Genomic DNA, 21,150 nt, shown 5'->3' on the forward strand with positions numbered 1-21,150 from the left:
GGGATCAGCGATTGTTGCGAGTGCGCATGTAGGCGGCGAGCTCGTCGTAGCTGCCGTCGTTGTTGGCGAACTCGACGACGTTGCGGGCGGATTCGAACCAGGCGCCGGTGCTGGGTCGGGTTTGGGTGAGGGCGGTGGCGAGGTCGTCCATGCGGACGGGGCGGACGGTGCCGGTGCGGATGGAGTCGGCCATGGCGAGTTGGGTTGCGGACTTGCAGATTTGGGCCAGGTCGGCGCCGGAGTAGTTCTCCGTGCGGGCGGCGACGGCGTTGAGGTCGATGCCTTCGACGGGGCGATCCTTCAGGTGGTGGCGGAGGATCGAGACCCGGGCCTCCGGATCGGGGAGGGCGACCAGGACCATGCGGTCGAAGCGGCCGGGGCGGCGCAGGGCCACGTCGACGTCCCAGGGGTGGTTGGTGGCGCCGATGATGTAGACGCCCTCGTTGTCGCTGGTCATCGAATCCATCTCGGTGAGCAGCTGATTGACGGTGGAGCGCAGGGAACTGGAGCCGGAGAGGTGGCTGCGCTTGTGGCCGAGGGCGTCGATCTCGTCGAAGAACAGGACACAGGGGGCCTTGCGGCGCGCGGTGCGAAAGACCTGTTTGAGGTTGTACTCGCTGCGGCCGGTGTACCAGTTCAGGATGTCGGCGATCTCGATGGCGTAGAAATTCGCGCCCAGCTCACCCGCCACCGCCGACGCCACGAACGTCTTGCCGCACCCGGGCGGACCGTAGAGCAGCAGGCCGCCGCGGGCGCTGGTGCCGAAGGCCTTGGCCAGTTCCGGGTTTCGGACCGGGCCCAGCAGCGACAACTCCAGCTGCTGCTTGACATGCTCCATGCCACCGACATCGGCGAGGGTCAGCTTGGGGCGCTCGAACAGGCCCACATCGCCCTCGGCGTACGGTTCGGACCGCTCGTTCACGAAGGCGGGCTGGATGATGTCGCCGACCTGCTCCTCGGCGGCGTCCCAGTCGTAGCCGGAATCGGCCGCCTCGGACCCGTGCGCGGGCGAGGTCGTGGAAACCGGTGCGACCGCGGCCGATTCACCGGCCTCGCCGCCCGCCAGCGCCGCGGTGCAGCGTTGCAGCAGCGCCGTCACCTGCGCGTTGACCGGATCCTGGGCCAGCGCCGTGGCGCACTGCGTCAGCGCCTCCGCGTGGCGGCCCCGGGCGGCCAGCAGTTCGATCACGCTGATCCGCACCGGCAGCAGCTCGGGATTGGCGTCGAGCACGGTCAGCAGATTGGCGATCACCGGATCGTCGGTCACAGCTCCCCCAAGAGAAGTACAGATTGTTCTCCGCCGAATGCTAAACGCTCCGGGTGACACCGGTCACCACCGTAGAGACGTCACCCGGATCACACTGCCGGTGCCGGAATAGATCCGGCGGACGCTCGGTTGATCCACACTGCCGGCGTCGGAACAGCCCCGGGCCGCACCCTTCGTCGCTACGAGCGACCACTCGCCGAGAGGCGCTTGTTGGGCGTCGGCTTCAACTTTCCGGGTTAGCCTGACTCCATGCGGCGCATGCGCAGGGGGATGGCCGGCACGTTGGCGACGGTAGTGATGGCGGGCAGCGTGATCCTCGGCGGAGGAGCCGCGACAGCGGCCACCGATCCGGCGTACTGCGCGCAACCCACGGGGCGCGACTTCGTGCGCGCCGCGCCCGAGGACACCGGAGTAGACCCCGGGCAACTGGCCGATGCCCTCGCTTTCGCGGCCACCCGAAACCGATTGAACGTCCAGGTCTTTCGGCACAACTGCCTGATCGGCACCGGCCCCTCGAACGCCGAGACCGACACCGTCCCGTGGAACGTCTGGAGCGTCACCAAGAGCATCGTCTCGTTGCTCGCCGGAATCGCCTGGGACCGAGGGAAACTCGATATCGACGCGACCCTGGACAGCTATCTCCCGCCGGATGTCGGCGATGCCGGGCACCGCGCCATCACCGTGGAGAACCTGCTGCAGGAGACCTCGGGCCTGCGGGTCGGCGCGGCCACCGAAGGCATCACCGGTGTCGTCCCGATCGACCCGTTCAGCGCGGTCCAGGCCCTCGGCGTGCCCTTCGACACCCCGCCGGGCAGCGCCTTCCAATACAGCCAGCGCAATGTGGACCTGCTGTCGTACGTGATCGAACTGGCCACCGGCGAACCGCTCCAGGACTTCGCGCAGCGGGAACTGTTCGGCCCCTTGGGCATCGAGCGCGGCGACTACTACTGGGCGCGGGACCGTTCCGGCCACACCTACGGCTACGCGCACCTGTTCATTCCGCCCGCCGATCTGGCGCGGCTCGGCATGCTGGTCGCCGCGCACGGCCGCTGGAACGGCCGCGCCGTCATCTCCGAGGCCTACCTGGATCGGGCCGTCACGCCGTCGGGCACCAACCGCTGCTACGGCTACCTGTTCTGGCTCGGCCCGGGCTGTGCGGAGAATCCCGAATTCCTGCCCGCCGACACCTATTCCATGTCCGGCCTCGGGCTGCAGAACGTCTTCGTGGTGCCCGACCTGGACCTGATGGTGGTGTGGACCGGCGCGTTCGGCGTGCACAGCGGTCAAGGCCCCGGCGGCCTCCTGCAATACGGCGACGAGCCGTCGCACGAGTTCTTCCGCCGCCTGCTGTCCGGCTTCCGCGACCATCCGATGCCGGATCCGGGCCCGTACGTGGAGACGCCGCTGCGGGTGGACTACCGCGCCTACTTCGACACCGATATCGCGCTGGCGGTCTTCGGCGTCGGCGCGGATGCCTATCCCGGCTGTACCGTGTTGTCCTGCTTGAACCTTCCGCTCGCCCCGCCGTTCAGTGACGCTCCCCCGGGCTGCCTGCTGCTGGCGTGCGTCGGCCCCGACCCGCGCACCCCGGGCGTGCGCTGACTCCGACGACAGCGCCTAGGGCGTGACCGCGGCCCGCCCCGCCAGCTCTCGTAATTCCTCGGCCGGTCGGCGGCCGGCGAACTGCAGCAGATCGCGCACCACCTCGCGGGCGCGATGATCGGTGTGGACCAGTTCGGGCGTTAGTCGCTCGGCATTGAGCAACGCCTCCAACGCTTCCGCCGCCTGCCGCCGCTGCGCGTGCGCGCGAGCCACGTCGACCAGGAAGCGGGCCTGCCGTTCCGGCGACAGGATCGACGCGTCGACGGTGCGCGCGGTGTCGAGCGCCTCGCCCGCGTCACCCAGTTCGACTGCCACGGCCACCGCGTGCACGGCGACCCCGGTCGGACCGAACTCGGTGTCGAAGTCGTTGCGGCCCTCGCCCAGTCGATCGGCGGCGACGCGTGCCGCCGCCAGCCCGGCCCGGGCCGCGGTGCGATTCCCGTCGGTCGCCGCGATCACCGCCAGCATGAGCTGCAGAGATCCGTAGAGCGACAGCACTTCCGGCCGCGGCTGGTCGGCCGCCGCGCGGGCGGCCAGCGCCGCCACCGACACCCGTGCCGCCTGTTCGGCCTGTTCCAGTCGTTGCAGGCGCAGGAAGGCCTGGGCCATGCGGTAGGTTCCGGCCACGACGCTGAGCGCGTCACCGGATTCCTCGGCCGCGGACAAGGCGCGATCGGCCGCGACCCATGCCGCGTCGACCTCCTCCTGACGGGTGAACGCGGTCGCGGCCACCTGATAGGCGCGCGAGAGCTGGGTCAGCACTTCCGGCCGCCGCGGGGTGTTCGCCCGCGCGGCGTGTTCCAGGTCCGGGATCAGTTCCAGCAGGCTGCCGCCCACCTCGACCAAGCGGGATTCGTGTGCCAGCTGCCAGGCCAGGTCCACGCGCTGTTGCAGCTCGGGGAGTTTCGCGTCCGCCGCGTTCGGCTCCGGAACTCGGTCGGCCTCGTCGCCGAGGAGCTGGTCCAGTGCGGGATGTCCGGTGAGCATCAGCCGCAGCTGCTCGAAGACCGCCGAGCCGGGCCGAAGCCCGTCGCCGCGGTCGGCGGCCACCGGTTCGGCCGCTTCGGGACGCAGATCGCGTACCGCCACGCCGAGCACATCCGCCAGTCTTTGCAGAACGGACAGTCGCTCAACAGGCAGGACGTCTCGCTCGACCTGCGACACCCAGCTTTCCGAGCGCCGAATCGCCGCGCCCAACTCTTTCTGCGATAGTCCCCGCCGCCGGCGCAACTCCGCTACCCGTGCCCCAAGGGTACTTTCGGCCACCGGGTCAAACTCCTTCTGCCTGATCGGCTTTCCCGGCCGTCACCGCCCGCTTGTTTCGCCGATGTCTACCATGCCCTTCTCCTTCCGCCCATTCCTTCCAAGGGGGGATCTGCCGACAAGGATTCCAGACCGGGCGAGCTTACGGCGCACAGTATGGAACATGGATTTTTCTTATTGCACCGCAATTTTTCTGTGTTTAACGTTTGAAGAGGACCCGTCGAACCAAACGGACGACAAGAGGTGGTCATGCCCGGCGAACTTCTCTTCTTCCTACTCGGAGCCGGAATCGGCGGCGCGGCAATGTGGTTCGCGGCGTGCGCCCTAGCGGCCACCAAGTATTCCTCCACTGCCGACGGGGCGACGGTGCAATCGATCACCGCTCGCCTCGAACGCGAGGGTAACCGGAACTCTCGCGCGGCGAAAGGTCAACCAGTCACCCACCGGGCGCCCACCCGATGACGGCCGCCCCCAAAACCGACGAAGTCCATGTGCGCCTGCGGTTTCCCGGCGGAATGATCTTGGATTACCGCGCCGAGCGTGCAATTGCGGAACGTCTCGCAGCGCATTTGAGACCGCATCGCATTGAAGTCACCATCGACGGCATGCCCATCGATCGGCTCGCGCCACTTCCGTGCGCGGAACTCTGGGCCGATTGACCATATCCGAAAACGGACCGCGCACTTTGCGTGCACGGTCCGTAACGGTTAGTTCCGATCAGAGAAACTGATCAGTTGTTCAAAAGAACTTCCGCGATCTGAATGGTGTTCAGCGCGGCGCCCTTACGCAGATTGTCGCCCGAGATGAACAGCGCCAGACCGCGACCGTCCGGCGCACCCGGATCCTGGCGGATACGACCCACCAGCGACTCGTCCTGGCCGGCGGCGGCCAGCGGCGTCGGCACATCGGTCAGCCGCACACCGGGCGCCTCGGCCAGCAATTCCTCAGCGCGCTCCACCGAGATCGGCCGGGCGAACTCGGCATTGATCGACAGCGAGTGCCCGGTGAACACCGGCACGCGCACGCAGGTGCCGCTCACCAGCAGGTCCGGCAGACCCAGGATCTTGCGGGACTCATTGCGCAGCTTCTGATCCTCGTCGGTCTCACCGCTGCCGTCGTCCACCAGTGCGCCCGCGAGCGGAATCACATCGAAGGCGATGGGGGCCACGTACTTGTTCGGCGCCGGGAAGTCCACGGCCGAACCGTCGTGCACCAGCTTCTCGGCGTCGCCGATCACCGCGCGCACCTGCGAGGCCAGCTCCTCCACACCGGCCAGGCCGGAGCCCGAGACCGCCTGGTAGCTGGACACGATCAGCCGCTGCAGACCGGCCTCGTCGTGCAGCACCTTGAGCACCGGCATGGCGGCCATGGTGGTGCAGTTCGGGTTCGCGATGATGCCCTTGACCAGGTTGCGGGTCGCCTCCGGGTTCACCTCGGAGACCACCAGCGGCACCTCGGGATCCTTGCGCCAGGCCGAGGAGTTGTCGATCACGGTGACACCGGCGGCCGCGAAGCGCGGCGCCTGCACCCGGGACATGGTGGCGCCGGCCGAGAACAGCGCGATGTCCAGTCCGGTCGGGTCCGCGGTCTCGGTGTCCTCGACCACGATGTCCTTGCCGCGGAACGGCAGCGTCTTGCCCGCCGAGCGCGAGGACGCGAAGAAGCGCACCTCGTCGGCCGGGAAGTTGCGCTCCTCCAGCAGCTTTCGCATGACCGCGCCGACCTGACCGGTCGCGCCGACGACACCTACACGCACACCCATGGCTCTACCGTCCCGTTCCGCCGTGCACCACGGCGACCTCGTCGCCGCCCAGATCGAACGCCGAGTGCAGCACCTTCACGGCCTCGTCCAGGTCGGTGTCCTTGACCAGCACCGAGATCCGGATCTCCGAGGTGGAGATCAGGTCGATATTGATGCCCGCGTCCGCGAGCGACTCGCAGAAGGTGGCGGTCACGCCCGGGTGCGACTTCATGCCCGCGCCGACCAGCGACACCTTGCCGATGTGGTCGTCGTACACGACCTGGGAGAAGCCGATCTCGCCCTGCCGCTTGGTGAGCAGCTCGACGGCGCGCGGGCCCTCCAGCTTGGGCAGGGTGAAGGTGATGTCGGTCTTACCCGTCTCCACCTTGGAGATGTTCTGCAGCACCATGTCGATATTGATCTCGGCATCGGCGACCGCGCGGAACACCTTGGCGGCGTAGCCCGGCTCGTCCGGAATGCCGACCACGGTCACCTTGGCCTCGCTGCGGTCGTGCGCGACGCCCGTGAGGATTGCTTGCTCCAAGGGGATGTCCTCCATCGATCCGGTAATCATGGTGCCCGTCTTGTCCGTGTACGAGGACCGCACATGGACGGGCACGTTGTAGCGGCGCGCGTACTCGACGCAACGCAGCATCAGAACTTTCGAGCCGCAGGCCGCCATCTCCAGCATCTCCTCGTAGGAGACGGAGTCGAGCTTCTGGGCGTCGGTGACGATGCGCGGGTCGGCGGAGAAGACGCCGTCCACATCGGTGTAGATCTCGCACACGTCGGCATTGAGCGCGGCGGCCAGCGCGACCGCGGTGGTGTCGGAACCACCGCGACCCAGCGTGGTCACGTCCTTGCTGTCCTGGGACACGCCCTGGAAACCCGCGACCAGCACGATGGTGCCCTCGCCGAGCGCCTGCTGCACCCGGCCCGGGGCCACATCGATGATCTTGGCGTTGCCGTGCGTGCCGGTGGTGATGACACCGGCCTGCGAGCCGGTGAAGGACCGGGCCTCGGCGCCGAGCGAGTGGATGGCCATGGCCACCAGCGCGTTGGAGATGCGCTCACCGGACGTGAGGAGCATATCCATCTCGCGGGCCGGCGCGGCGGGCGCGACCTGCTGGGCCAGATCCATGAGTTCGTCGGTGGTGTCGCCCATGGCCGAGCACACCACGACCACATCGTGGCCCAGCTTCTTGGTCTCGACGATCCGCTCGGCGACCCTCCGGATGCGCTCGGCGGTGGCGACCGAGGATCCTCCGTATTTCTGGACGACGAGAGCCACGGCGGAAATCCTCCAAGATCGACAAACTGCTGCTACCGAGCCCCAAGACTACCGGCCGAGGTCCACGAGATTTCGCCCCACCTCTCGTCGGCCGAGTTCAGCCATCCGGTAGCTATTCCGAACGCATCCGGTCCAGCCAGGTGACCTGCGTGCCATTGCCGAATTCCCGCCGCTCGGTGACGGCGAACCGGGTGGGATGGAACCCGCCGGCGAAGAGCGGGATGCCCGCGCCCGCGATCACCGGGTAACTCTTGAGAATCAGCCGGTCGACCTCATCGATCAGTTGTCCGGCCAGGTTCGCGCCGCCGCAGAGCCAGATGTCGAGCCCCTCCTCCTTCTTCAATCGGCGCACCAGCTCGACCGGATCACCCGCGACCACTTCCACCTGCGGGTTGTCGACCGGTGCCAGGGTCGTGGAGAAGACGTACTGCTTCATGTGGTCGTAGGGGCTGGCGACGCCCGCGGCCAGCGCGGGCTCGTATGTGGCGCGACCCATGAGGACCGTGTCCCACTGCCGGTTCGGGGTATCGGCCGGCAGGCCCACGAGTTCGCGAATGTGGGTCGGGACAGCCTCCGGGACCCGCTCGTTGAACCAGGCCGACAGGTCGTCACCGACCGGATAGAAGTCGACCTCGTTCTCCGGACCTGCGATGAAGCCGTCGAGGGTGACCGCAACGTAGTAGACGAGGTTTCGCATGTTTTACCGCCTCATTCGTAGTACTGTGTCCGTAGTGGTTACGAACATAGTACTACGAATGGAGTGGTGTCAATGGTTCGGACGAATCCGGAACGACGCAATGCCCTGATCGACGCGGCCATCGAGGTCCTGGCCCGCGACGGCGCCCGCGGACTGACCTTCCGCGCGGTCGACAAGGAGGCCGGCGTGCCGGCGGGAACGGCCTCGAACTACTTCCCGAACCGGGACGAACTCTTCGTACAGGCGGGACACCGCTTCTACGAACGGCTGCAACCCAGCGCCGAGACGATGAACCACCTGGCGACCGGCCCGCGCACCCGCCAGACCATCGCCGAGCTGATGACCGAGACCGTCGCCCGGATCACGGGCTTCCGGACCGGCTACCTCGCCCTGCTGGAACTGCGCCTGGAAGCCACCCGCCGCCCGGAGTTGCAGGCGATCCTCACCGAGCGGGTGCGCGCTGACATCGAGTTCAATGTCCGCAACCATCTGGACTCCGGGCTGCCCGGCGATGCCGACTCCGTATTGCTGCTGTACCTGGCCTTGAACTGGCTCATCGTCGAAAGGCTCACGCTGCCCGAGATCTTCGACGACGCGGAGGCCGCGCGGCTGATCGAAACGGCGGTGGAACGGGCCATTCCGGCCGTGTGACCGCCGTCACTTCACACCGCCCGAATACCGGCTTTGCCCAAGATTTCCGGTTTATCTACAGCCCCGGCGGATTTCCACGCGGAGCTGGGACATTGCGACCAACCAGACCGACCAGTCGGTCAGAAGTGGTGGGATGCGCAGTTGACTCTGGCAGCGACCCTGGTCACAATCGGTCCCCGAGTGGAGGGTAGATATGCGCACGAAAACTGACCACCGGTTCGTGATCGACCTCGATCCCGATCAGGTGATGGACGCGTTGCTCATGGTCGAGCAGATGCCCGACTGGTCGCCCTCGCACCAGGACGTCCGGGTCGCCAGCCGCGACCAGTTCGGCCGCCCGAAGCGGGTTTACGTCTCGGCCAACCTGATGGGCCGGCCGGACCGGCAGGTCGTCGAGTTCAGCTGCACCGAGACCCGCGTCGAATGGCGGGTCACCGAGTCCAGCGCCGGCGCCGGCGGCACCAGCTGGTTCGACCTCGCCGAAATCGAGGACGGCGCAACCGAAGTCTGGTACCACTCCGAGCTCTACCTGCCGATCCCGGTGCCCGGCATGGTCCTCAAGCGCAGCGCGCGCCGCGAGGGCGAGGCGTTGATCAGCAACTTCATCGCCTTCGTCGAATCCGTCACCGGCCTGCAGGGCCTCGGCGAGGTCGAGGCCGCTCCGGCCGAGGCCGCCGAACCCGCGCCCTACGCCGAGGGTTACGAGCAGGGCTACGCCCAGCCCGGCTACCCGCAGCCGGGTTACGCGCAGCGCCTGGACTACGGCCGCGGCTTCGAACCCGGCTTCGGCACCGCGTAACCCGGGCTCGCCGCGTAACGCCGAGGGCGAACACTCGCCGCCGACACTGCCGTTCGCCCGCGCGAACCGGCAGTATGTCTGCCATGCCCGGTTCGGTTCGCACCCGCATGACCCCGGTCGCCGAGGACGCCTCGGTGACCCAGCTGGAACTGTTCTTCGACCTGGTGATCGTCTTCGCGTTCACCATGGTCACCGACTTCGCCGCGCACGACACCTCCGGTGTCACGCTGCTGCGCGCCCTGCTGATGCTGACCATGCTCTGGTGGGCCTGGATCGGCTACTCCTGGCTCGGCAATGTGATCAAGGCCGACGAGGGCATCGCCCGGGTGGCCATGTTCGTGGCCATGGGCGCGGTGTTCATCATCGCGCTCACCATTCCCGAGGCCTTCCACGATCTGTCCGGCGGCTGGTACGGGCCGCTGGTCTTCGTGATCGGCTACCTGGTCGTGCGGGTCGTCCATCTGACCGTGTTCTGGATGGCCAGCACCCACGACGCCCAATTGCGGCGGCAGGTGATCCGCTGGGCCGCAGGATCACTCAGCGTGGCCAGCGTGCTGCTGGTCGCGGGCGCGCTCACCTCCGGCGCCGCCCAGCTGGGTCTGTGGCTGGCCGCGCTGGTGTGGGAGATGGGCTGGACGTTCTTCGCGGGCAACGAATGGCGGCTCTACTCGGCCTCGCACTTCGCCGAGCGGTACGGGCTGATCGTCATCATCGCGCTGGGCGAGTCCATCGTGTCCATCGGCGTCGGCGTGGCCGGACTGCCGATCTCGTGGTCCATCACGGTCGGCTCGATGCTGGGGCTCGCTGTGGCCGGGCTGCTGTGGTGGGCCTACTTCGACGTGGCCGCGCTGGTGGTCGAGCGCGCCATGCACCAGGCCGGCGGCGAGCGCCGCATCCAGATCGCCCGCAACTGCTACACCTTCCTGCACTTCCCGATGATCGCCGGAATCGTGGCCATGGCACTGGGTTTGAAGAAGGTGCTCAACTACGTGGGTGGGGCGCAAGGGCATTCGCTCAGCGATCAGCTGCACGGGATCCCGCTGTTCGCGCTGTACGGCGGCGTGGCGGCCTATCTGCTGGCGCTGGTCGGGTTCCGGCACTACGCGACCGGCACGGTGCTGGTGCCGCGGCTGGTGGCCGCCGTGGTCCTGGTGGCGCTGATCCCGCTCGCCTCGGCGCTGCCCGCGCTGGCGGCGCTGGGCATCCTGTGCGCGGTGCTGCTGGCGCTGATCGTGTTCGAGGTGGTGCGCTACGCCCAGCCGCGCGATCTCATCCGGCACGGGACGCACTGAGCCGTCATCCGGGCGAGCCGGGGGCCGGGGCGATCCGGTGGTTGATCGCCTCCGGCACCCGGGTGCCCGCGTGCACCGCGTCGCGGAGCTGATTGATGTTCTCGCGCAGCGCGTCCGCGACCAGTTCGTCGGTGCGCGGATCGGCCAGCACCTGGAAGATGACCCGGAAGCTGGCGTCCGCGATGCCGCGGATCATCTCCTCGTGGAACGGGATGTAGCGCACCTTCCCCAGCTGCGGATCGCTCCGGATCACCTCGACGATCATCTGATCGATCTCGGAGCGGTTCTCCTCCAGCGCATTCGCGATATTGCGGGTGTAGTGCCCGGCGCGCATCACCTCGCCGACCTCGTCGAGCACCCGGATGGTGAGCGGCCGTTCGATGGCCTCGACGATGGCCCCGATCGAGCGGTTCACCACCGCCGCGGTGATCCGGTCGCCGAAGGCGCGGTCGGCCACCCGGCCCAGCCGCACCACGATCACCACGATCCGCAGCAGCCGGAACCCGCGGAAGAACGGGCTGGTCACCGGAATCATGCCGAGGACCTCGTACCAGTAGACGAACGGGAAGGTCCAGCTCCAGCCCTCCCGCCGCCAGCGCCACAGGAATTCGGCGGCGAAGACCGCGCAGATGCTGTAGTCGGCGATCCGGATCAGCCGGTAGGTGTGGTCGGACACCGGGAAGAAGGTGATCCAGGTGACCAGCGCGACGGACACCACCGCGAGCGCGAGCATGAGGAAATCGCTCCACAGGGCCGGAGGCTTGCGCGGAAACTCATCGGCCTCCGCTGCGCCGAGCTCGGTCACGACGTCCCCTTCCTCCTCGAACGGTCGCCGCCAGCGTAGTCGGCGCAAACCCCCGGTGAGGCAGTGTTCCGCACAGCAGATTTCCCGCCGACCGGTCTTTCCCTATCGCAGCATTCCGCGTCGCAAGTTTGTCCACAGCCCCCTGGGGAACTGTGGACAACGGCGAAAAGCCTTCCGCCCGGCTACTTTCCGGCGCGGATGATCGCCTCGATATTGCGTTCGGCGATCGCGGTGATGGTGAGTGACGGATTCACCGTCGCGGTGCTGCCCGGGATGGCCGCGCCGTCCATGACGTACAGGCCCGGATGGCCGACGACGCGGCCGTAGCCGTCGGTGGCCCGGCCCAGCACCGCGCCGCCGAGCGGGTGCGCGGTGAAGAAGCCCTGCGCGTCGAAACCGATGACGCCGTAGTCCATTACCGCGCCACTGGCCTGCCCGACCTTGTGGTCGACCGCGCGGCACGCCTCCACGATCCGATCCTGCGCCTCCCGTGGCCAGGCCAGTCCGACGGCGTTGCGGCCGCGGTCGTAGCCGAAGCGGGCGCGGGTCGGGTCCAGCACGATGCCCAGCGAGGCGATGGCGCCGGTGTCCATGGGAATGCCCGGCACGTACCAGTTCTCGAGGTGCAGCGGCATGCCCGCGTCGTCGAAGATGCGGCTGGCGCTGGGGACGCCGCCACCGTTCATGGACGGGTAGCTGAAGCTGCGGGCCGTCACCACGTCGCCGTTGGTGCCCCAGCCGTCGCCGACGTGCTCGTTGAGGTTGGGCAGCGTGCCGGTGGCCTGGGCGCGCACCAGCAGTTCGGAGGTGCCGACCGAGCCCGCGCCCAGGAACAGCTTGTCGCAGGTGAGGGTGCGGGTGCGCAGTACCTGACCGGTCGGAGCCAGCTTGCTCACGGTGACAACGTATTTGCCGTTGGCGTCCTGGCCGATGGTGTCGACCCGGTGGCCCGGGAAGATGCCGGTGCGGCCGGTGCCCTCGGCGTAGCGCAGGTAGTTCTGGTTGAGATCGAACTTCGCGCCATTGGAGTTGCCGAGGTTGCTGCGCGCCGCGGTGGCCGAGGCGCGGCTGTTGCCCGCCAGTTCCGCGCGCACCACATCCCAGTTGAAGATCGAATCATTGGCCTCCGGCGTGTATCCCGCGGCCCGCACCTGCTGGTCCCAGACCCGCGAATGCGCGAACGGCGCGGAGTCGTAGATGTCCTGCGGCATCGTGGACAGCCGCAGCATCTGCCGGACCCGCGGGTAGTACACCGAGTCCAGTTCGCCGTAGTTCACCACGCCGCCGAAGACGTGGTCGAACAGGTGTTTCGGCGGCGCGACCATGGCGCCGGTGAACACGATCGACCCGCCGCCGACCGCGGAGGCGCGCCACACGTCGATGCCCGGGTACTCGGTGACGTCCAGGACGCCGCCGAAGGACGCGCACGGCACCGGCACCTTCGTGATGCCGGTGAAGCTGGTGCGATGCCAGAAGCCGCGACCGTCGGGCAGGTCGTCGCCGGTGAAGATCTCCCGCCACGGGTCGTTGGGCCAGCGGGAACCGCGTTCCAGGACGGTGTTCTGGATACCGGCCTCGGCCAGCCGCAGCGCGGTCACCGCGGCGCCGAAACCGGAGCCGATCACGATGGCCTCGGTGTGCTCGGGCGGATCCGGCAGTGGCGCAAAGATTTCCGGGACCCACGCCTCGAACAGCGCGTTCCACAACGGATTGGCCGACGCGGACCCGGCGCCGCGCGTGGCGGCACCCGTTCCTACGCCCGCCAGCAGAGCCGCCAACCCGGCAGCCTTCAACATGGTGCGCCTACGCAACCGGTCACCTCCCTCATCACGCGTGACCGCGCGCGAGATTACCGGCCGGTCGCCATCGCCTCAACACCTTCGTGAGAGATCACTAACCGGACATTCGGGATGGCTATGCCGGGGCACAAGCCCCCGATCCCGTGGGCGACGCCGAAATCAGCCCGCCATCAGGCCCGGAGGCGTTCCCGGCGGAGCTGATCGACCTCCGGAAGCTCCAGCGGCGGAAGCGAATCCACGCCCAGCGCGCGGCCGAGCAGATAGTCGGCGAGCTCGGGATTGCGGGCCAGGGCGGGGCCGTGCATGTAGGTGCCGAGCACCGAACCCTGGATGACGCCCTCGAGCCCGTCCCCGACGCCGTTGCCGACGCCCTTGGTGACCCGGGCCAGCGGTTTGGCGTCGCCGCCGAGTTTGGTTCCGCCGCGATGGTTCTCGAAGCCGGTGAGCGGCTGGGACAGGCCGGGCACCAGCGGCTGGGTCGCGACCTCGCCGATGGCCCGCTTGTCCTGGGGCGCGGTGGTGACGTCGAACAGGCCCACGCCGTCGACGCGTTCGCCCGACGACGTCTCGTACCAGTGGCCCAGCACCTGGATGGCCGCGCAGATGGCCAGCACCGGCGCGCCCCGTCCAGCGGCCTCCTGGAGGCCCGGATAGCGCTGCAGATGGCGGGTGGCCAGCCGCTGGGCCGAGTCCTCCGCGCCGCCGAGGGTGTAGAGGTCCAGCGAGTTGGGAACCGGCTCGGCGAGCGGGATCTCGACGATCTCCGCGTCGTAGCCGCGCATGCGCAGCCGCTGGCGCAGCACCACGGCATTGCCGCCGTCGCCGTAGGTGCCCATCACGTCCGGGAGCACGAGGCCGATGCGGACGGTCGATTCTCGTGTCATGCCTTGCCGCCCGTCTTCTCTTCGAGGTCGCGGTTCAGGTCGCGGAACGCGGTGTAGTTGGCCAGCACCTCGACCCGTCCCGGCGGGCAGGAGGCGATGGCGCGCACCGGATCCGCCACCGTGATGTGCTCGACGCCGGCGTAGGTGAGGCGCACCGCGAGGTCGGTGGCGCGCTCGCCGGCGGCCACCACCTGGGTGCCCTCGAAGTGCTCGAAGCGCACGTCCCACAGCCAGGACAGGTCCTCGCCGTCGGGCACCTGGCCGTTGACCGCGATCACCAGACCCGTTGCGGCCGGGTCGATCATGGACAGCGCTTCCTGCCAGCCCGCCGGGTTCTTGGCCAGCAGCATGCGGGTGCTGCGGCCGTCCACGTCGACGCTGCGGTAGCGGCCCGCGATCTCCTTCACGGTGCCGGTGGCCGCGGCGGCCACGGCCGGATCCGCGCCCAGCGCGACCGCGGCGGCCACCGCCTGGGCGGCATTGCCGCGGTTGGCGCGGCCCGGAAGGGCAAGGGAGAGCGGCAGTTCCAGGCCGTCGGGGCCGTGCAGGCCCGCATCGTCGACCCGCCACTGCGGCTCCGGGCGCTGGAAGTCCGCGCCCGTGCTGTACCAGTGCTCGCCCTCCCACACGATGGGCTCGCCGCTGCGCGGGCAGCTGGTGGCGTCCACGGCCCAGCCGCTGCCGGCCGAGACCCACACCACGTTCGGGTGGTCGTAGGCGATGGAGGTGACCAGTACGTCGTCGCAGTTGGCGACCAGGACGGCCGCGGGATGCCGGGCCATGCCCTCGCGCAGGCGGCGCTCGATCATATTGATCTCGCCGACCCGGTCGAGCTGGTCGCGGGACAGGTTCAGGAGCACCACCACCGACGGGTTCAGCGCGTCGGCGACGTGCGGCAGGTGCAGTTCGTCGACCTCGATGGCCGCCAGCGGCGCGGTGCGGTGCGCGGTGAGCGCGGCCACGATCCCGGCGTCCATGTTCGCGCCGTCGGCCTGGGTGGCGACCCGGCCCAGCGACTGCAGCGCCGCGGTGGTCATGCGGGTGGTGGTGGACTTGCCGTTGGTGCCGGTCACCAGCACCGTGCGCTTGCCGCGGCCGAGCTGCGTCATGAGCGAGGGATCGATCTTCAGGGCGATCAAACCGCCGATCATCGAGCCGTTGCCCCGCCCGGCCCGCCGCGAGGCCCACGACGCCGCCGTCGCCGCCCGCAGCGCCAGCTGTCCGCGCATCGAGATGTCTGCCACGACCGCGAGTTTATGGGGAACGAGGATTCAGCGTGCACGCGGTGCCGGGGGCAGCGCCGTGATTCGCGCCGCAATCAGCCGTTGTAGAGCATCTTCTGGTAGCTGTCGGCGCTGTAGTACTCCTCGAGCTGTTCGACGGTCTCGGGTGTGGCCGGCTGCACATCCTTGACCAGACGTGCGGTGCCCGGCAGCGTGTCGGCCGCCCAGCGCTCCGGCTGCCAGAGCCCGCTGCGCATGAACGCCTTGGCGCAGTGGAAGAAGATCTGCTCGATCTCGATCTCGATGGCGAGGATCGGGCGGTGGCCCTTGACGATCATGTCGTCGAAATACGGTGCGTCCCGGAGCAATCGGGCGCGGCCGTTGATCCGCAGGGTGTCGTTGCGGCCCGGAATCATGAAGAGCACACCCACATGCGGATTGCTCAGGATATTGAGGTAGCCGTCGGCGCGCCGGTTGCCGGGCCGCTCCGGGATCGCGATGGTCTTGTCGTCGAGCACCCGCACGAATCCGACCGGATCGCCCTTCGGCGAGGCGTCACAGGTGCCGTCCGCGGCGCTGGTGGCCAGCACCACGAACGGCGAGCGCGCGATCCACTCCCGATCCCGCTCGTGCAGGGAATAGCGGTCCTTGTTCCGCGGCCGCGGAGCGACCTCCCCCAGTAGTTCACGCAGTTCGACCGGGTCCGTGATCTCGCTCATGTCCCCGATTCAACGCGCACGGGATGCCCTCACACCAGCTCTTTTCCGCCGGTGTGAGGAATTCCCTCAAGCGTCGAACAGATTCGGCTGACCGGCGGCGAAGCGCTGGACATCCAGCTGCCGGAACGGCTCCAGCTCGGGGGCGCGGTAGAGCGTGAACAGCTTGCAGCGCGGCGCGTCCGAACCGGTCACGTCGAGCAGCTTGTTGACCGCCGCGCGGGCCGATTCCGAAGCACCCTCCATGGTGGCGAGGTCCACGTTGGTGCGTACGTAATCGCCCGCCAGATACAGGTTCTGGAGGCTGTCGGAGTGCGAGTCGGGGCGCAGCGCCAGCGAGCCCGCGGTATTGATCAGCAGCGGGTCGGCATTGGTGTTGCGCTGCTGCGCGGCGTCCCACGCGATGCCGGTGTCGAGGAACCAGGAGTGCAGGTCGTCCTTGCGCAGCAGCTCACCGCGGTCGTTGAGGTGCGCGTCGAGCTGCGCCCAGGTCTCGCGCGCGATCTCCTCGTGCGTGCACTCCTTGGCCGGTTTGCCGTAGAGGATGCCCGGGGTGTTCCAGTCGGAGATGTCGACCGACAGGCAGTCCTGCACGGCGCCGTCCCCGAGGCCGGTGACGGGGGTGCGATTCCAGAACTGGCCCTGCGCGATCGAGGTGAGCGACCACGGCGAATCCACGTAGGCGACATGGCCGCGCGCGATATCGGTGCGGCGGCGCAGGTAGAACTGGATGCCGCTCATCCAGTCCACCGTCAGCTGGCTCATGCCCGCCAATTCCGGTCGCAGCGACAGGATCTCGGGCGTCCACAGGGTGCGGGCCACCTCGACGGGCAGCGCGCTCACGAAATGGTCGGCCTCGATTGTCTGGGCCGCTCCCGACGAATCCACCATCCGCGCACCGGAAATGCGCGCCCCATCGAGTTCCAGTCCACGGATCTCGGCGTTGACGAAGGTGACGCCGAGTTCGCGCAGCCGGTTGACCCAGGGGTCGATCCAGGCCTCGTTGGTGGAGCCGTTCAGCAGCCGGTCGAGCGGGCCGTCATTGCCGGTCTCGAGCGGGTTGCCCAGGAACTGCTCGCCCATATTGCCGATGGTGCGGGTGCTGGCCTTGTCGTCCTTGGCGGCCACCAGCAGGGTGGTGAGCGTTCTGGACAGCAGCATGCGGAATTCGTTGGAGCGCTTGCCTGCACCGACGTAGTCCCGCCACGCCACGCTGTCCCACTGCCCATTGCGGCGCGCGTCGCAACTGGTGTTGAAGACCAGCAGGCGATTGGCGAAGTAGAGGGCGTCGGCCGTGCCCATATTGGTGGAGGTGGTGATCGCGGACCCGACTGTTTCGCGGAAGTTGTCGGGGCTGGACCACGGTTTCCCGGCCCTGCCCATCGGAATGATGGTGTCGTCGGTGCCCTTGCGCGAGAAGCGCGCCTCCGACGCCGCCACCAGGTTGTCCCACACACCATTGGCATTGCCCGCGAACGGGATTCGCCGCATGGTGTCTGGAATGTGACGGTAGAAGCCGGGGAAGAAACGGAATCCGTGCTCACCCCACAGTTCCGGCTTCCCGTCCTTGCCGCTGCCCGGGACGGGAATGCTGCGCGCCTTGCCGCCCAGCGCCCGCCGCTCGTACAGGGTCACCTCGAAACCGCGTTCGGCCAGTTCGTGCGCCGCGGTCAGACCCGCGACGCCGCCGCCCAGCACGGCTACCCGACGTCCGGCGGCCGCGTGGGCGGTGCCGGGACGGGCGGCCCCCGCCGCCACCGCTCCCGCCATCGCTCCGGCCGCCATTGCTCCACGCAGCACTGATCGCCGCGTGACGGACAAACGCTGTCCTGCCATACCCGTTACCTCCCACGCCTGGTCAGCATCCTATGGAGCTGTCGCAGACAGATGGTCGGTTGGGGTGGAAATTTTCATCCCGAAGGTCCGTAATTCGGGCGTCCAGCAACAAACCGGACTGCTCAGCTAGGCCTCGACGAGCGCGGGGTCCTGAATTTGGCGGTGTGTCGGCTGGGCGTGTCGAATTTGCCCGGGCGTGGCGGCTTCCACCCCGGCCGCTGGGCCCCGGCGGCCCGCCGAGGTCGCGGTGAACGCACCCGCGATCACGATCATGGCCCCGACCAGCGACAATGCCGACGGCGTCTCGTGCAGGAAGGCCCACGAGGCGGCGATCCCCACCACCGGCACGGCCAGCGACAGCGGGGCCACCGTGCTCGCCGGATAGCGGCTCATCAGATAGGTCCACAGGCCCGAACCCGCGATGGTGCCCAGCGCCACGATGTAGGCCAGGGCCGCGAAGGCGGGCCACCCGGTCGCCGAGAACGACGCGATCAGGTCGTTCCAGCCGGTGGTCGGCCCCTCGGTGAGCGCGGACAGCGCGAACATGGGGATCGGCGGCACCACGGCCATCCACAGCGTGAGGTGCAGCGGATTCACGCCCGCCGACGAGGCCGCGGCCAGCCGGGACCCGATATTGCCGAAGGCCCAGCCCAATCCGCCCAGCAGCGTCAGCAGCAGGGGCACCAGGGCCGCGTGGTGTGCCCGATCCCAGCCGATCACCGCCATGCCCGCCATGGCCACCGCGATCCCCGCCAACTGGACCCCGCGCAGCCGTTCCCGCAGGAACACCGCGCCCAGCAGCACCGTGAACGGCGCGGAGGACTGCAGCACCAGCGAGGACAGCCCGGTCGGCATCCCCGTCCGCAGAGCGGTGAACAGGAAGGCGAACTGCAGGATCCCGAACCCGATCCCGTAGAGCAGCAACCACTTCCACGCCACCCGGGGCCGCGGCACGAACAACAGCACCGGAATCGCGATGACGGCGAACCGCAGTCCCGCGAAGAAGAACGGCGGGAAGTGCTCCAGCCCGACGTGGATGGCGAGGAAGTTCAGGCCCCACAACACCACGACGGCGAGTCCGAGCAGTCGATCGCGATTGGTCATGCCGAGAATATTGCTGGCGCTAATAAGTAAGGACAATCGAATAATTCTGTACTCACGATGTAGTAGAACTTAACTGTGCCGAGCCCCGAACCTGCCCGAGCCGACGGGCCGCTGATGTCGCTCGAACGGCTGCGGGTACTGCGGGAACTGGCCGATCGCGGAACAGTAGCCGCGGTCGCCGAAGCCCTGTCCATGACGCCGTCCGCGGTCTCACAGCAACTGAAGGTGCTGGCCCGCGAGGCCGGGGTGGCGCTGCTCGAGCCGGACGGCCGGCGGGTGCGGCTCACCGACGCCGGGCGGGCGCTGGTGGTGCGCGCGGACGAGGTGCTCGCGGCCATGGAACGCGCGGTCGGCGAGATGGCCGAGTACCGGGGATCGCCGCGCGGACGGGTCCGGGTGGCGCTCTTCCCGTCCGGGGCCGCACTGTTGCTGCCGCACGTGCTGGCCGAACTGGCGGGCGGCGGCGTCGACGTGGTGGCCAGCGACGAGGACGTGCCGCCCAGCGAGGTGCCGCGCTTGCTGGCCGATTACGACGTGGTGCTGACCCACCGCGACGAGCGCGCGCCGTCGCTCACCGGGCCGCGGGTGGCGTCACGGGTGCTGATGCGGGAGCCCATCGACGTGGTGGTCGCGCCCGACCACCGGCTGGCCCGGCAGGGCGCGGTGGTGCCCGCGGAACTCGCCGACGAGACCTGGGTCAGCGTGCGCACCGGCTTCCCGGTCGACGACGTGCTGCGCTCCATCGCCACCGTGACCGGCGTGCAACCGCGGATCGCCCAGCGGCTCAACGAGTTCAGCGTGATCGAAGCTCTGGTGGCCACCGGGTACGGCGTCGCCCTCATGCCCCGCTACGCGGTCCGCCACCCGCACCTGGTGATGCTGCGCCTGGCCGGGGTGCGCGCCGCCCGCGTCTACGATCTGGCCACCCGCCCGCACGCCGAGAAGCGGCCCGCCGTCGCCATGGTGATCGCCGCCTTCCAGGCCGCCGCCCGCCACGCGACCACCTGACCCCACGCCGGGGCGACCGGGTTGGAATTTCAGCGGTTGACTTGGAGTGCGCTCCAAGTCCTACCGTGGCGCTCATGAGCATTCGACTCGGGTATCAGATGCCGAACTTCAGCTACGGGGTCGCGCCCCGGGACCTCTTCCCGGCGGTGGTGGCGCAGGCGCGCGAGGCCGAGGCGGCGGGCTTCGACGCGGCCTTCGTGATGGACCACTTCTACCAGTTGCCGCTCCTCGGAGCGCCCGAGGAACCGATGCTGGAGGCGTACACCGCGCTGTCCGGTCTCGCGGCCTCGACCGAGCGAATCCAGTTGTCCGCCTTGGTGACCGGCAACACCTACCGCAACCCGGCGCTCACCGCCAAGACCGTCACCACCCTGGACGTGGTGAGCCGGGGGCGGGCCGTGCTCGGCATCGGCGCGGGCTGGTTCGAGCTCGAGCACCAGGCCTACGGCTTCGACTTCGGCACCTTCACCGAGCGCTTCGAGAAGCTCGAGGAGGCCCTGGAGATCATCACGCCGATGCTGCGCGGCGAGCACTCCACCTTCGACGGCAAGTGGTACCGGACGAAGAACGCCATGAACGAGCCGCGCGTGCGCGACGACCTGCCGATCCTGCTGGGCGGCGGCGGCGAGAAGAAGACCTTCGGGCTGGCGGCCCGGTTCGCCGACCACCTCAACATCATCTGCAACGCCTCCGAGCTGCCCCGCAAGCTGGACGCCCTGCACGCGCGCCTGGACGAGGCGGGCCGCGACCCGAAGACCCTGGAGACCAGCTTCCTGGCCTTCGTCATCGTCGACGAGGACGGCGACCGCGCCCGCAAGACCCAGGCCGAGATGCTGGCCCGCATCGGCATCACCGACCTGGGCTCACTGCCCACCGAAGCGCTGCGCAACTCCCCCGCCGACCGTCAATTCGTCGGCACCCCGGACGAAGTGGCCGAGCAGATCCAGTCGCGGGTCCTCGATCACGGCATCGACGGCATCATCGTCAACCTGGTCACCAACGGGCACGAGGCGGGCACGGTGGAGCTCGCCGGGAAGGCGCTCGCACCCCTGGTGCACGGCTGACTCCTCCCGAGCGCGGATCGCCCGCGATGAACGAAGCCCCGCGGTTCCGTTGAACCGCGGGGCGTTTCGTTGTTCACGCCCCACCGGCACGCACCGCCCATACGGTGC

The 21,150-nt window shown here is 68.7% G+C and carries 19 protein-coding genes; 7 read left to right on the top strand and 12 right to left on the bottom strand.

Annotated features, from left to right (window positions below; all coding sequences use genetic code 11):
• Positions 1-4: 4 nt before the first annotated feature.
• Entirely contained in the window at positions 5-1,267 is a 1,263-nt protein-coding gene (locus ABZ382_RS13180) for an ATP-binding protein (RefSeq protein ID WP_357087795.1), read from the bottom strand.
• A gap of 249 nt (positions 1,268-1,516) precedes the next feature.
• On the opposite strand from ABZ382_RS13180, the gene ABZ382_RS13185 reads away from it, so the two are divergent.
• Complete coding sequence (locus tag ABZ382_RS13185) at positions 1,517-2,869, top strand: serine hydrolase (protein ID WP_357087797.1); 1,353 nt, start codon at positions 1,517-1,519, stop codon at positions 2,867-2,869.
• A gap of 15 nt (positions 2,870-2,884) precedes the next feature.
• Here the strand turns inward: ABZ382_RS13185 and ABZ382_RS13190 are convergent, their stop codons facing one another.
• Positions 2,885-4,135 (bottom strand): helix-turn-helix transcriptional regulator, encoded by a 1,251-nt coding sequence (locus ABZ382_RS13190; protein WP_357087799.1) that lies wholly within the window; start codon positions 4,133-4,135, stop codon positions 2,885-2,887.
• 455 nt (positions 4,136-4,590) lie between these two features.
• On the opposite strand from ABZ382_RS13190, the gene ABZ382_RS13195 reads away from it, so the two are divergent.
• Positions 4,591-4,791: a hypothetical protein gene (locus ABZ382_RS13195; protein WP_357087801.1), complete on the top strand. Its 201-nt coding sequence runs from the start codon at positions 4,591-4,593 to the stop codon at positions 4,789-4,791.
• A 71-nt stretch (positions 4,792-4,862) separates the two neighbouring features.
• On the opposite strand, the gene ABZ382_RS13200 is transcribed toward ABZ382_RS13195, so the two are convergent.
• From ABZ382_RS13200 to ABZ382_RS13210, 3 genes are all read right to left on the bottom strand, one after another.
• The gene (locus tag ABZ382_RS13200) at positions 4,863-5,894 is read right to left on the bottom strand and encodes an aspartate-semialdehyde dehydrogenase (protein ID WP_357087804.1); all 1,032 of its coding nucleotides are present in this window, start codon (positions 5,892-5,894) and stop codon (positions 4,863-4,865) included.
• 4 nt (positions 5,895-5,898) lie between these two features.
• The gene (locus tag ABZ382_RS13205) at positions 5,899-7,164 is read right to left on the bottom strand and encodes an aspartate kinase (RefSeq protein ID WP_357087807.1); all 1,266 of its coding nucleotides are present in this window, start codon (positions 7,162-7,164) and stop codon (positions 5,899-5,901) included.
• Between the two features lie 112 nt (positions 7,165-7,276).
• Positions 7,277-7,861, bottom strand: coding sequence for a dihydrofolate reductase family protein (locus tag ABZ382_RS13210; protein WP_357087810.1), 585 nt, complete (start codon positions 7,859-7,861; stop codon positions 7,277-7,279).
• Positions 7,862-7,933: 72 nt separating this feature from the next.
• On the opposite strand from ABZ382_RS13210, the gene ABZ382_RS13215 reads away from it, so the two are divergent.
• The 3 genes from ABZ382_RS13215 (at position 7,934) to ABZ382_RS13225 (ending at position 10,603) form a co-directional block, all read left to right on the top strand.
• Complete coding sequence (locus ABZ382_RS13215) at positions 7,934-8,512, top strand: TetR family transcriptional regulator (protein WP_357087812.1); 579 nt, start codon at positions 7,934-7,936, stop codon at positions 8,510-8,512.
• A gap of 193 nt (positions 8,513-8,705) precedes the next feature.
• A complete protein-coding gene (locus ABZ382_RS13220; RefSeq protein ID WP_357087815.1) occupies positions 8,706-9,311 on the top strand; it encodes an SRPBCC family protein in 606 nt (201 codons plus the stop codon).
• An 83-nt stretch (positions 9,312-9,394) separates the two neighbouring features.
• Positions 9,395-10,603, top strand: a complete 1,209-nt coding sequence (locus ABZ382_RS13225; RefSeq protein ID WP_357087817.1) for a low temperature requirement protein A — start codon at positions 9,395-9,397, stop codon at positions 10,601-10,603.
• A 4-nt stretch (positions 10,604-10,607) separates the two neighbouring features.
• Here the strand turns inward: ABZ382_RS13225 and ABZ382_RS13230 are convergent, their stop codons facing one another.
• The 7 genes from ABZ382_RS13230 to ABZ382_RS13260 all read right to left on the bottom strand — a co-directional run bounded on the left by ABZ382_RS13230 (position 10,608) and on the right by ABZ382_RS13260 (position 18,970).
• Positions 10,608-11,408, bottom strand: a complete 801-nt coding sequence (locus ABZ382_RS13230) for an ion transporter (RefSeq protein ID WP_357087820.1) — start codon at positions 11,406-11,408, stop codon at positions 10,608-10,610.
• Between the two features lie 182 nt (positions 11,409-11,590).
• Positions 11,591-13,219, bottom strand: a complete 1,629-nt coding sequence (locus ABZ382_RS13235) for a GMC oxidoreductase (RefSeq protein ID WP_357087823.1) — start codon at positions 13,217-13,219, stop codon at positions 11,591-11,593.
• 158 nt (positions 13,220-13,377) lie between these two features.
• Positions 13,378-14,091: a glutamine amidotransferase gene (locus ABZ382_RS13240; protein ID WP_357087826.1), complete on the bottom strand. Its 714-nt coding sequence runs from the start codon at positions 14,089-14,091 to the stop codon at positions 13,378-13,380.
• Positions 14,088-15,320 (bottom strand): MurT ligase domain-containing protein, encoded by a 1,233-nt coding sequence (locus ABZ382_RS13245; protein WP_357088740.1) that lies wholly within the window; start codon positions 15,318-15,320, stop codon positions 14,088-14,090. Before ABZ382_RS13245 ends, ABZ382_RS13240 begins: the two co-directional genes overlap by 4 nt.
• 89 nt (positions 15,321-15,409) lie before the next feature.
• Positions 15,410-16,033 (bottom strand): pyridoxamine 5'-phosphate oxidase family protein, encoded by a 624-nt coding sequence (locus tag ABZ382_RS13250; RefSeq protein WP_357087829.1) that lies wholly within the window; start codon positions 16,031-16,033, stop codon positions 15,410-15,412.
• A gap of 66 nt (positions 16,034-16,099) precedes the next feature.
• Positions 16,100-17,866: an FAD-dependent oxidoreductase gene (locus ABZ382_RS13255; RefSeq protein ID WP_357087832.1), complete on the bottom strand. Its 1,767-nt coding sequence runs from the start codon at positions 17,864-17,866 to the stop codon at positions 16,100-16,102.
• Between the two features lie 126 nt (positions 17,867-17,992).
• A complete protein-coding gene (locus ABZ382_RS13260; RefSeq protein ID WP_357087835.1) occupies positions 17,993-18,970 on the bottom strand; it encodes an EamA family transporter in 978 nt (325 codons plus the stop codon).
• Positions 18,971-19,084: 114 nt separating this feature from the next.
• Here ABZ382_RS13260 and ABZ382_RS13265 point away from each other — a divergent pair, with 114 nt between their 5' ends.
• On the top strand, positions 19,085-19,978 hold the full coding sequence (locus ABZ382_RS13265; RefSeq protein ID WP_357088743.1) for a LysR family transcriptional regulator: 894 nt from the start codon (positions 19,085-19,087) through the stop codon (positions 19,976-19,978).
• A 74-nt stretch (positions 19,979-20,052) separates the two neighbouring features.
• Positions 20,053-21,042 (top strand): LLM class F420-dependent oxidoreductase, encoded by a 990-nt coding sequence (locus ABZ382_RS13270; protein WP_357087838.1) that lies wholly within the window; start codon positions 20,053-20,055, stop codon positions 21,040-21,042.
• Positions 21,043-21,150 lie beyond the last annotated feature (108 nt).

Origin of the sequence: Nocardia sp. NPDC005825, from assembly GCF_040630175.1 — a bacterium.
Classification (GTDB): domain Bacteria; phylum Actinomycetota; class Actinomycetes; order Mycobacteriales; family Mycobacteriaceae; genus Nocardia.

Coding starts and splice junctions, on each gene's coding strand:
- ABZ382_RS13240 (WP_357087826.1), bottom strand. CDS start 14,091: ATGACACGAGAATCGACCGTCCGCATCGGCCTCGTGCTCCCGGACGTG.
- ABZ382_RS13215 (WP_357087812.1), top strand. CDS start 7,934: ATGGTTCGGACGAATCCGGAACGACGCAATGCCCTGATCGACGCGGCC.
- ABZ382_RS13245 (WP_357088740.1), bottom strand. CDS start 15,320: ATGCGCGGACAGCTGGCGCTGCGGGCGGCGACGGCGGCGTCGTGGGCC.
- ABZ382_RS13265 (WP_357088743.1), top strand. CDS start 19,085: ATGTCGCTCGAACGGCTGCGGGTACTGCGGGAACTGGCCGATCGCGGA.
- ABZ382_RS13250 (WP_357087829.1), bottom strand. CDS start 16,033: ATGAGCGAGATCACGGACCCGGTCGAACTGCGTGAACTACTGGGGGAG.
- ABZ382_RS13185 (WP_357087797.1), top strand. CDS start 1,517: ATGCGGCGCATGCGCAGGGGGATGGCCGGCACGTTGGCGACGGTAGTG.
- ABZ382_RS13200 (WP_357087804.1), bottom strand. CDS start 5,894: ATGGGTGTGCGTGTAGGTGTCGTCGGCGCGACCGGTCAGGTCGGCGCG.
- ABZ382_RS13270 (WP_357087838.1), top strand. CDS start 20,053: ATGAGCATTCGACTCGGGTATCAGATGCCGAACTTCAGCTACGGGGTC.
- ABZ382_RS13255 (WP_357087832.1), bottom strand. CDS start 17,866: ATGGCAGGACAGCGTTTGTCCGTCACGCGGCGATCAGTGCTGCGTGGA.
- ABZ382_RS13195 (WP_357087801.1), top strand. CDS start 4,591: ATGACGGCCGCCCCCAAAACCGACGAAGTCCATGTGCGCCTGCGGTTT.
- ABZ382_RS13210 (WP_357087810.1), bottom strand. CDS start 7,861: ATGCGAAACCTCGTCTACTACGTTGCGGTCACCCTCGACGGCTTCATC.
- ABZ382_RS13260 (WP_357087835.1), bottom strand. CDS start 18,970: ATGACCAATCGCGATCGACTGCTCGGACTCGCCGTCGTGGTGTTGTGG.
- ABZ382_RS13220 (WP_357087815.1), top strand. CDS start 8,706: ATGCGCACGAAAACTGACCACCGGTTCGTGATCGACCTCGATCCCGAT.
- ABZ382_RS13225 (WP_357087817.1), top strand. CDS start 9,395: ATGCCCGGTTCGGTTCGCACCCGCATGACCCCGGTCGCCGAGGACGCC.